An 11155-nucleotide genomic window follows, 5' to 3' on the forward strand; every position below is an offset into this window, starting at 1 on the left:
GGTGACGACGGGGCCACGGATCGCGCGTTCGGCTCGGTTGTTGTCCAGCCCGATCATCGGGTAGTCGCGGTGCGCGATCAGGCCGGCCCATTCCCGGTCCAGAGTCAAGCCCCGGGTTTGATGGAGACGGGATTGTCTGGTTTCCAGGGGTGCGGTGCCCGGGTGGGCCATCGCGTGTAGTGCTTCGTACTCGGTGGGTGGGATGTGTCCGAGCTCGCCGTGCAGGCGTCGGTTGTTGTATCAGTCGATGTACTCGACTGTGGCCATCTCGAGGTCGTCGAGGCCGCGCCAGGGGCCCCGGTTGCGGACGAGTTCTGCCTTGTGCAGAGAGTTGAACGCCTCCGCCATCGCGTTGTCGAGGGAGTCGCCTTTCGAGCCGACCGAGGCGACGGCGCCGCCTCGGCGAGTCGTTGTGTGTAGCGTATCGCGCGGTACCCCCACGGTCGGAGTGGTGGACCAGTCCGCCCAGGTCAGCGATCTGGCCCTGCCGGCGCCAGATCGCCATCCGCAGCGCGTCGAGAGCCAGATCGGTATAGAGACTTGTCGACACCTGCCAGCCGACGACCAGCCGGGAGTGCACGTCGAGGACGAATGCGGCGTACACCCAGCCCACGCTCGTGCGCACGTAGGTCAGGTTGGCGACCCACAGCTGGTTCGGGCCTGCAGCGGTGAAGTCACGTTTGACCAGGTCACCGGGGCGTCCGGTCTCGGGCGCGGGTCGGGTCGTGCGCGGTGACTTGTCGCGCAGCAGCCCGCGCGGCCCGGACTCGCGCATCAGCCGTTCGACCGTGCACCGGGCCACCCGCACGCCACGGCGCAGCAGCTCGTGCCAGATCTTGCGGGCGCCGTAGACGCTGTAGTTCTCCGCGTGGATCTGCTCGATCAGTCCGGTCAGTTCCTCGTCACGTCGGGACCGGGTCGAGGCTGGGCGGGTCTTGACGGCGTAGTAGGTCGACGGTGCGATCTGTGCCGGCGTGTCTTGGAGGGCCTGCAGGACCGGCTGGACACCGTGTTCGACCTGTTGGGAGTCGACGAAGGCGACCCTCATCGCGACGGACGGTCCCGCTCCGCCGCGAAGAAACTTGCTGCGGACTTCAGGATCTGGTTCGCCCGCCGCAGTTCACGGTTCTCCCGTTTGAGGGCGGCGATACCCTCGGCGTCGCTGCTGCTCGTGCCCGGCCGCTCGCCGGCGTCGGTCTCGGCCTGCTTCACCCAGACTCGGAGCGCCTCAGGATGGACCCCGAGCTGACCGGCGATCCGACGGATCGCTCCGACCGCGCTGGCCGGATCCCGACGGGACTCGACCGCCAACCGGGTCGCACGCTCACGCAGATCGTCCGGGTACTTCCTCGGTACGAGCATCGCTGATGTTCCTTCCAGGCTTCGATGTCTCCATCAAACCCGGTGCGGGACATACGCACCGCTGCCGGCTGGGTATACGCCGCGTTCGTGCTGGACGTGTACTCCCGCATGATCGTCGGGTGGCAGGTGGCCCCAGTCTCTCCACGGATCTGGCCCTTGATGCGCTGAAGATGGCAGTGTGGCGCCGCGAGAGTCAGGGCGCTGACCTGGATGGGTTGGTCCACCACTCCGACCGGGGTGTCCAGGGTGGATTCAAAGGGTCGTCGCAACACCATTGTCCTGAATGGACATTAGCAGCTCGTCGATGGCTTCGGTAGGCGTCTTCCATTCGAGTGTCTTACGTGGACGGTTGGTGAGCGTGGCGGCTACAGCGTCGAGCTGGTCGCGGTTCCAGCGGGCCAGGTCGGTGCCTTTGGGGAAGTACGGGCGTAGCAGACCGTCGGTGTTCTCGTTCGTGCCGCGTTGCCACGGGCTGTGCGGGTCAGCGAAGTAGACCTGGATGCCGGTGTCGATGCGTAGCTGGGCGTGTTTGGCGAGTTCTTTGTCGCGGTCCCAGGTCAATGTCCGGCGCAGTTGTTCGGGCAGTGTGGTGATGGTGGCTGCGATCGCATCGCGGACGGCTGCGGCGCCGCGGCCGGCCAATGCGGGCCGTTCTTCACACGCGACTCGACGCCGTAGCCTTCCATTCGAGGCAGGCGCAGCAGCATCGTGAAACGGGTCGTGCGTTCCACCAGAGTCCCGATCGCGGACCGGTCCATTCCGATGATCAGGTCACCTTCCCAATACCCGGGCACGGCCCGGTCGGTCGCCTCGGCCGGCCGTTCGCTGATCATCACCTCGGGAGTGACCATGCCGTCGCGGCGTTGCTTCGCCCGCGCGCGTGGCATGCGCAGCGCGCGGCCGGTGCGCATGCACGCGACCAGCTTGCGCTGCAACGCTCCCCGCCCTTGAATGAAGAGGGACTGGTAGATCGCCTCGTGCGAGATGCGCATAGACTCATCATCCGGGAAATCCACCTTCAGCCGGTTGCTGATCTGTTCCGGGCTCCATCCGGTGACCCAGCGGCGATCCCCGCGCCGGGGCTTGTTTTGGCCCTTCCACTGCGGGTCTTGTGGCCCCGCAACCGGGCGGCCATCCACTGCTCGTACCACGCCGGAAAGTCGTTCCTCCACGTATTCGCGCAGCCGCTCGTGACCGGCCAGCTTCGCTGTCTTCGGACGGCGGGCCCGCTGCTCGGCATGCCATTGCGCAGCCGACGCCTTGTAGTCGACGTTGTAGGTCCGTGTCGAGGCGTTGCGCCGCAGTTCCCGTGAAATCGTCGACGGGTCGCGGCCGAGCCGGTGCGCGATCTCCCGGACCCCCTGGCCCTGGGCTCGCAACAGTGCAATGTCCTCGCGTTCGCTGAACGACAGATACCGACCCGACACCGTCGCGGGCAACCCAGGATTCACGCCGCCAGCATGCCGGAACCACCGAAACCCCGACCGGCGGCGACGCACCCGCAGCCGCGGCTTCGGTCACCGCGCCCCTGGTGATCGCGGCCCAGAACGCGACCCGATCTTCACGCCACGCCACCGACGGCCGTCCCGGCGACGGCATCTGCCCCCGATACTCCCGAACCTGCTTCTGCCGCGGTCCCAAACCCATCGCTCCACCCCTCCGAGAAGGGGTGTTGCGACCACCGGTTGAATTCGCCCAGTATTGTACGATTCGCTACACCTAGCGACTGGCCGAGGCCGGCGCTGTCGCCTCGGTTGGGTTCAAAGGGACTCCTACGGCAACGCCATGGCCGAGGCGTTCAACTCGCTGTACAAGGCCGAACTCGTCCGCAACAACGGACCGTGGCACGGCCTGGACGACCTCAAGATGGCCACCGTCGAGTACATCGATTGGTACAACAACCGGCGCCTACACGGCGGACCCGCGGCGCAGAACGCCCTCGACGAGGTCGGCCTGGCGCTGGATCTCGACAGCAGCCCCGTATCCGGCGTTGTGGGAGCGAACGGCGCGGATGAAGCAGTCGACGGCGTTCCGGAACTGGTCATCGGCCGGCAGGGTGAGGTATCTTACGCCGTCGTCTCGCTCGATCTCGACTATCGGGCGCCAGTCGGCCGGGCAGGAGAATGCACGCCGGAGTTCGATCCGGCCGGCGTCGCCCCAGAGCGAATACACCGCTCGGTAACTGTGCCGGAATCCCCAGGCTAGCTGAGCACTGACGCCTGCGGCGTTGCGCAGCAACGCCGCACCGGCGATGTCGACAGCGGAGGCCCGGTCGACGGCACGGGTGGCACCGGCAATCTCAAGATCTGAGCCGAGAAAAAATGTGGCGGCGCGCAGGGGGTAGACGCCAACATCATACAGTGCGCCACCGCCCAGTCCAGGGTCGTTGCGGATGTCACCGACGGGGCGTGGCGGGATGCCGAAATCGCAGGTGAACGCTTGCAGACGGCCGATCGCGCCGGCTGTGACCAGGTCGGCCACGAACTCGTGTTGCCCGTGGTGCAGGAACATGAAGTTCTCCATGAGCACGAGACGCCGCCGTGCGGCCAAGTCGGCCAGCCCGGCGGCGTCGGCCGCTCGGAGAACAGCCGGTTTCTCCACCAGCACGTGTTTGCCGGCGGAGAGCGCGGCCCGGGCCCACTGGGCGTGCAGGCCGGAAGGGAGCGGTAGGTAGACCGCATCGATATCGGCGCGGTCGAGTAGAGCCGAGTATCCGGCTATTGCGGCGCAGCCGAAGGTGGTGGCGAACGCCTGGGCCCGTTCGGCAGTGCGGCTGGCCACTGCCACCAGATCGGCATCCGAGCTCTGCTGAAGTGCCGGCATCATCTTGCGCCGCGCGATTTCGGCGCATCCGAGCACACCGAACCGCACTCTCCGGTGCCCGCCGGTCACCGTCTGGTCCGCTGACACGGTCAAACCGGCCGCACCGGCACTGCCCGATCACCGTGTGGCAGCAGGTCCGATGTGGGCAGTAGGCGGGAGTCCGCCCAACGAAGATCTCCGGACACCTTTGCTTCGCGTCGCAATGAGCGGAGCCACTGCCCCCGGTCCGTGGGGCCCCAGTCGGCCCCCTGGACTCGCAGATCCGCAAGCCGACCGCTGTCCAGGGCAGCCAGCACCTCCCGAGCGCCGTCCAGCGGCGACATTCCGGGATTCCAGCCCTTGAACCTGTCCTGGAACTTCCGGAAGTCGACCGCGTAGTCGCGGGTGTCGGCGGTCCCGCCGTGCTCGAGCCGAACCTCATCGAAGAGCGACCCGACCAGCTCCGCCAACTCGAAAATCCGATAGTTCGCGTTCGACGCGCCGACGTTGAAGACTTCACCGGTCACCGTCGCGCGATCGGCTTGAAGGACAGCCTCGATAGCGTTGGAAGCGTCTCGGACGTGTAGTAGGGGGCGAGAGATCGATCCGTCTCCCACGACGAAGATGGATCCGTACCGCCAAGCGGTGCACACCATCCGGTTCACGACCAGGTCGCTGCGGAAGGATGGCGAATCTCCGTACAGGGTGGCGAACCGGAGGCTGACCGGCCAGAACCCGTCGGTCGACAACCGGGCCATCGCGACTTCCGCCGATGCCTTGCTCCTAGCATACTCGGTCAGCGGATTCAGCGTTGAGTTCTCGTCGTTGACGACGCCGCTGCCCGCCCCGTATACGCTGCAGGACGAGGCGAAGACGAAACGCCGGACCCCCGCTTCGCGGGCGAGTTCAGCGATCCGGACAGCGGCGGCGAGGTTGATCTCGCGGGTCATCTGGGGTGCGAGTTCGCCAGTGGCATCGTTGCTCAGCGCCGCGAGATGCACGATGTTGTCGAAGTGGCTCAGATCCGCTGCGGAGATGTCGCGGATATCGCGGACATCATCATCCCAGCCACTGAAAAGTCCGCAATCCCAACCCTTCACGGAATGACCGGCGTCCTGAAGGACATTTTCTAGCGCTCTGCCGAAATATCCCATGTTCCCGGTGACAAGTGTACGCATTCAGTGCTCCTTAAGGACGCCTGTGGTAAGCGGACGTCATTTGAAGCATTCGAAATCCGCCTGAGAAGTGACTCGCATTGCGAAGAAAGGATCACGGTGCGGCGCGGCTGATCTTCGCGATACTCACTGCCGGCCCGTCGTGACATTTGTCGACGGTGTAGAACCCCGAGAGCATCTCGGCCAGATAGTCGAAGCTCGACATGAGACCGAGCGCTCGCGCCGGTTCGTCGCCGATGTCCTTCGACATGGCCAGATAGACCACCTCCGCCGCGCGGGTGGCCTCCATCACGAAGGCCGACAGGTCCAGCGGTGTCAGAAGCCGCCACAGATCCACGTTTATCAGCGCCGACAGGGAGCTGTCCGGGAAGGGAAGGGCCATACCTAGCAGATGGGGGTTGTCCGGGCCATGCGGCTCCGCATGATCGAAACGAAGCACCCCGGGTGCTGGGCCGAGCGCATCCGTCCCACATCCGATCCACAGGTGCTCGCCGGCGGGGACAGGCAGCGCCGACTGTACCGCCTGCACCGCCGTGCGGGCGGAGTTGTCCCGCACATGGGCAATGCACTGCTCGTAGTACGGGATAGTTTGGGCTATGCGAAGATGGTTCGGCGGATGATTCAGCAACTCCATGTCGAAGTGCCGATGGGAGTCCTTTATACGCGCCAGAAGCGGCTTGGTGTTCTCCCACTCGTCGTACCAGTCGCGGAAGTGCGGCATGTGGTAACAGACAGCTTCGGGTTCGTACCAGAAATGCCCGGACTCTCTGCCGAACCGCTGAAACACCTTGTATGCGAACTCGTTGTCCTCGTACCCCCATCGCCGGAAGCCTTCATCGAAACCCCCTACCTCGGTCAGCAGGTCCCGGGGCAATGAAAGGTTGTGGGTGGCCGCGAACAGCCACGGGGTCCGGTCGATATAATTGGGATCCACCTCGGACAAGCCCCACGAATCCCGCTGGTCACCCTCGTAGCACTGCGGTTTCTCGACCTCGCCTTTGAGCGCGAGTTCCCTCATGCTCCACCAGCCGATCTCGATCCGCCGGCCCATCACCACCTCGCCCGACCACGTCGCATGGCAGCGTTGATGCCGCGAGACGAGGTCCTGTCGCACGAAGGAGTCCGAGTCGAGCAGCAGCAGGTAGTCCCCGTCAGCGGCCTCGGCTCCTCGGTTTCGAGAGAATGATCTGCCGCGGTTCACACCGTTGCGCAGAAACTTGATGGTTAGGCGATCCCTGAATTCCTCCACCACGCCGGGTGTGTTATCGATGGACCCGTCGTCCACCACCACCACTTCAAAGTCGCCGGCGCCCCTCTGTGAGCAGAGCGAGGAAAGCGTCCACCGAATACAGCCCGGCCGGTTGCGGACAGGAATGACTACAGATATGTTCATGCCGTAAGCCTTTCGTCGCTGAGACTGAAATCGGGTGTGCGGGCGGACCGGACCGACCCTCAAGTCACGACCAGATCGGGGAAGGGCGTGATCAGGCCACCACCGGCAGCCAGGAACGTCGACGCATTGCGGCGGATCTCATCGGCATAGTTCCAGGCAAAGACGACGCAGTAATCGACGCCGCCCTCGTTCAGGTGTCCCCTGTCGACGACCTCGATGCCGTCGCCCGGCGTGAATAGCCCGACCTTGCGCGGGTTGTCGTCGGCGATCCACCGCAGAAAGGGACCTATGCGCGACTGGCCCAGCAGAGTAACGGCGCGCGCCGAAGCGCCGTACCCACAGATTGTCCTGCCTTGCCCGACTAGCCCGCAGACGACGTCGTTCAAACGCTCTCCGACGCGACGCACGCGTGTGGCGTACCCATCGAGAAAGCCGCCGCAGGGCACGTCGGCCTCCCGCTCCCAAGCCAGGATCTCGGCAACAGTGCCGGCCGGCTCGCCAGCGGCCCCCGAGTGCCGCGCCCAGCAGCGCAACGATCCGCCCTGGGTGGGAATTTGCTCGACGTCGATCAGGGTGAGCCCGTGCCGGGCGAAGGCCGCACGCAGGACGTGCAGCGAGTAGTAGGCGACGTGCTCGTGGTAGATGAACTCGAAGGCGCCGCTCGTCACCATGGGAAGCACATGGGCCACCTCGACGACGGCGACGCCGCCGGGTGCGAGCAGCCGCTCGATACCGCGGATAACCGCATTGATGTCGCGGACATGCGCCAGCACATTGTTCGCCACAACCACGTCGGACCGGCCCGACTCGGCGACGATTTGCTCGGCGACCCGATCGTCGAACAGGGCGACCCGGGTCGGGACGCCGCGCTCGTTCGCCTCCGCGGCCAGCGTCTGCGCTGGGTCCACACCGTGGACCATCATCCCGCTCTCGGCGAAGAAGCCCAGCAGGGTGCCGTCGTTCGATCCGATCTCGGTGACGCGGGAGCCCGGGGGCAGGTCCGAACGGCTTATCACCTGGCCGGCCAGCTCACCGAAATGCCGTACGAGCGGGGGCATTGCTCCGGTGGCGTAGCGATAGTCGCTGAACAGCTCCGAGCGATCCACGATGTCCGCGAGCTGGACTAGCCCGCAGCCGCGACAGTGCACCAGATCGAGCGGGTACCGCAGCTGTGCCTTGGCAGCCTCGGCGGTAGCGGCCAGGCCGTTGGCCGGCGGCGTCGGATGCAGGCTGACCACGACGGAGATGTCGGCCGATCCGCAGAGCAGACATGCGCGGTCGTCGGCAGCCGAATCACCGACCAGCTGAATTGGGGTCGTGGTCACGGGTTGACCTGTGGTCCGTCGTAGAGACCGGTGAGGTCGACCTGATGATGCAAGGCGTCCACCCGGAATACGTGTTCCTCATAATGCTCGCCGCTGCGATTGACGTCGGAGAGCACCACGATGACGGTCTCTTCCGGGAAAACGGTGCAGTGCGCGACACCGCGCGGGCTCACCACGGCGGAGCCCGGGCGGACCTCCAGGGTCGACAGGGTGCCGTCAGCCTGTTGCTCGATGTACAGCATTCGCCCGGACACCACGTACATGAGGTGACTTTCGTCATTGTGAAAGTGGTTCCCACGAACGGCGCCCACACGCGACTCGATAATCATCGAGTGGGCGGCCGGAAAGTCGGGCAGCGCGACGATGCGTCCCCGAGCGTCGGAATAAATGTCCGCTGGGGACAGAATGTTGTTGTACTCCGTTGCCATTAGGCTTCCTCCTGGTCGTCGCGCGGCATGGCGATCCGCCACGGCGCAGGTCAGCGGACCGACAGGAATTGGCGGCCGTCGCGATCGGTTGCCGTCGACGGTCGCCAATACTGGCGGACTGTCCATCCACAAGCTCCAATCTGACCTGGTCCCGCTCACCATTGTCAATGTCGAGGGGGCATCGGTACGAGCATGCGGCACCGGCCCCGGCGCCGACCTGCGGCCGAGCGGGTCCGGGCGGTGCACGTCCGACGGCACCTGGAGCGCGCCACGTGTCACCGCGGAGCTGCGCCGACCAGGCGACGTGACCGCGATGCCGCCACGGTGACGGCCCGGCGCCGCCGCCGTGGCGGGTGCGGGCCGGGTCAACCGCGGGCGGCCGCGCCGCCCGCGGGGACGGAAGGGTCTCCGCCGGACGTGAGGTAGGCGCGCACCTCGGCGGTCGTGACCTCCCGCTCGGCGGCGGTAACGACGGTCCACTCGATGGCACGCAGCCAGTCCTCCGCCTCGGCCGGCGTCAGCAGACTCGTGTCGAGCCGCAGGTGCAGCTCGAAGTCGTGCGCCGTCGCACCGGCATCGATGTAGACGGCGAGATTCTCGAGGTTCGTCGACCCGACCCACTCGAACGTCGTCGGTGTCTCGGCGACGTCGATCGGCGGCGCCGTGCCCGGGTCGGAGAACAGATTGAGGACCAGCGTCGAGCCGAGCTTGTCGAACCGGACACCGCGACGATGTTCGGCCTCGCGCTCTGTCCCCTGCAGTACCCGGGGGTCGTACCGGGCGACCTGCAGGGCCTGCAGCGTGGCCGGTAGCGCCGCGCGCATGGTCTCCTGCACCGTCGGCGCCAGCGGCACATGCATGAGCGCCTCCTGCGCCAGAGGGCCGGGATAGCCGGCCCAGTCCGCGTCGAACCGGTTGCTGGAGATGGTCCGCATGAAGGCTGAGTCGAGCCCCAGCGCCGACGCCGCGACCGTCCCGAACGCCCCGACGAGGATCGCCGCTACGCGGAGCCGCCGGCTCCGGACGAGCCGACCGATGCTGTTGAGCAGCCGGGCGGAGCGCAGCCGTCCGAACCAGAACCGCTCGTCCTGGGGGTCGTGACGGCTCCGCAGCCACATGGTCGGGGGCACGACCTCGTACAGGGCGGTGGCGTGCTCGACCGCCTTGCGCAGAACGCCACGCCCAGCCGGTGAGCCCTCGAACCGGGCCAGGTCCAGGGGCGACGGTGAGCTGCCGGCCGGTTCGCCGCCCGCGAGCCCGCTGCGCACGTCGGCGGTGATGACGTCGCGACCCCACCAGTCTGTCGCAAGGTGGCTGATGCGCATCACGATGCCGTGCACACCGGACTCGTCGGCCACGACGGCCGGCCGGCAGACCTCGGTGAACGTCGTGCACGGGACCTCGTCCAGGATGTGGTCGAAGTCCACCTCGCCGTACGGCAGCACCGTGACGGTCGTCGTCCCCGACGGGCGGACCCGCTGAATCACGGTGCCCGCCGGGCCCGCCAGCACCTCGGTGCGCAGGACCGGGTGGCGCCGCAGCAAACCGTGCAGGAGCGTGATGGCCTCGGCAACGGGGACCGGTTCCGGGGCTCGTTCGACGAGCAGCAGGTCGAACGGGCCCGGCCCGTCGCCGGCGGCACGTATGGCGTCCCAAATGAACTGCTGCGCCCACGTCAGCGGGCCCTCCCCGGCGCCGCCGTGCTCGTAGTCCACCTCGATCTCCGGACGCCGTCCGCTTTCGCCGCTCATGACCGTCACTCCTCTTCGTTGTTCGACAAGGGCTCATCGGCTCCGGCCGGCTCGCGGTCCGCTCCCGCGATCCACACGCGACGGGGAGCGCGGCGTTCAGCGGAAGTACTCCCGGTCGCCGCGGTGGGCGATCGATGTCACATCGTCATCGGTCACCGGCGCGTCCAGGATCATCACGAGCGACGAGTACATGTCCCGCACGATCCGCCCGACCGATCGGAGCGAGTCCTCGTGGTATCCCTCGACCCGAGCGCTTCCAGGGCCAGCCGCGCGGCCGGTCACCGGCACGCCGTCGCGGTCCTGTCAGGACTGCACGAGCCCGGTCACGGAGATCAGGTAGCCCGAGACGGCGAGCAGCCGCCGCTGCGCGTCCGTCCGCCCGGCGCGGGTAGGCGATCATGGCGCACGCCTTGTGCAGCGCGAGCATCGCCCCGTCCGCGACGAACGCGCTCCGGCTCGGCTGCGCGCCGAGCTCGCTGGTCGAGGATGTCAGCAGCGGCTGGTCGGCACCGCTCGAGTTGGAGTAACCGGCGATCCACGGCTGGTACCGCGCCACCGACCGCAGGAACATCAGCTGCGCCGTGTGCATCGACCGAAGCGGTCGCGCCGCAGCCGCGCGCGAGGGTCTGCGCCACGTCGACCGCGACGCTCAGCGGCACGGTTTGCCCCGCCCCGCACAGGCCGAGCGGTTCTTCCGCACGCAGGACGTCCGGGACCCCGGGGCGTCAGCTCGGCCCGGCGATCGATCAGCGGCGCCTCCTCGACGAGCACCACTCGGGCGATCGTCCGGGCACGCTCGATCGGGTCACCGTACGTCGGCGCCGCCGTCGCCGATCGCCGAGGCCGAGTTGCGCGGACGCGTGCCGGACGGCTGGCGGGAATGCTCGGGCCGGCGGGATTTCGCAGCGTCGGCGAAACA

At 67.0% G+C, this 11155-nt stretch carries 6 protein-coding genes and 3 pseudogenes; 1 reads left to right on the forward strand and 8 read right to left on the reverse strand.

What is annotated here, in order from left to right; all coding sequences use genetic code 11:
• Window positions 1-174 precede the first annotated feature (174 nt).
• Together AB0M46_RS49705 and AB0M46_RS49710 are read right to left on the reverse strand one after the other, a co-directional pair.
• Window positions 175-1362 (reverse strand): annotated as a pseudogene (locus tag AB0M46_RS49705) (IS3 family transposase); the annotation flags it as partial.
• Between the two features lie 252 nt (window positions 1363-1614).
• Window positions 1615-3009: pseudogene (locus AB0M46_RS49710) on the reverse strand (IS30 family transposase).
• Window positions 3010-3058: 49 nt separating this feature from the next.
• Between AB0M46_RS49710 and AB0M46_RS49715 the strand changes: the two are divergent.
• Window positions 3059-3279 (forward strand): annotated as a pseudogene (locus AB0M46_RS49715) (integrase core domain-containing protein); the annotation flags it as partial.
• Here the strand turns inward: AB0M46_RS49715 and AB0M46_RS49720 are convergent.
• The 6 genes from AB0M46_RS49720 to AB0M46_RS49745 all read right to left on the reverse strand — a co-directional run bounded on the left by AB0M46_RS49720 (window position 3271) and on the right by AB0M46_RS49745 (window position 10236).
• Window positions 3271-4272: a Gfo/Idh/MocA family oxidoreductase gene (locus AB0M46_RS49720; protein ID WP_363348470.1), complete on the reverse strand. Its 1002-nt coding sequence runs from the start codon at window positions 4270-4272 to the stop codon at window positions 3271-3273. The pseudogene AB0M46_RS49715 and the gene AB0M46_RS49720 overlap by 9 nt on opposite strands.
• A 2-nt stretch (window positions 4273-4274) precedes the next feature.
• A complete protein-coding gene (locus AB0M46_RS49725) occupies window positions 4275-5342 on the reverse strand; it encodes an SDR family oxidoreductase (protein WP_363348472.1) in 1068 nt (355 codons plus the stop codon).
• Between the two features lie 91 nt (window positions 5343-5433).
• Window positions 5434-6732, reverse strand: coding sequence for a glycosyltransferase (locus tag AB0M46_RS49730; RefSeq protein ID WP_363348474.1), 1299 nt, complete (start codon window positions 6730-6732; stop codon window positions 5434-5436).
• 59 nt (window positions 6733-6791) lie between these two features.
• Window positions 6792-8057 carry a class I SAM-dependent methyltransferase gene (locus tag AB0M46_RS49735; RefSeq protein ID WP_363348476.1) on the reverse strand — a complete coding sequence of 422 codons (1266 nt, stop codon included), beginning with the start codon at window positions 8055-8057 and terminating at the stop codon, window positions 6792-6794.
• Window positions 8054-8485: a cupin domain-containing protein gene (locus AB0M46_RS49740; protein WP_363348478.1), complete on the reverse strand. Its 432-nt coding sequence runs from the start codon at window positions 8483-8485 to the stop codon at window positions 8054-8056. The genes AB0M46_RS49735 and AB0M46_RS49740 overlap by 4 nt, the downstream gene beginning before the upstream one ends.
• Window positions 8486-8850: 365 nt before the next feature.
• Window positions 8851-10236: a hypothetical protein gene (locus tag AB0M46_RS49745; RefSeq protein ID WP_363348480.1), complete on the reverse strand. Its 1386-nt coding sequence runs from the start codon at window positions 10234-10236 to the stop codon at window positions 8851-8853.
• Between the last annotated feature and the right edge of the window lie 919 nt (window positions 10237-11155).

It is taken from the genome of Dactylosporangium sp. NPDC051485, from assembly GCF_040682015.1.
GTDB lineage: Bacteria > Actinomycetota > Actinomycetes > Mycobacteriales > Micromonosporaceae > Dactylosporangium.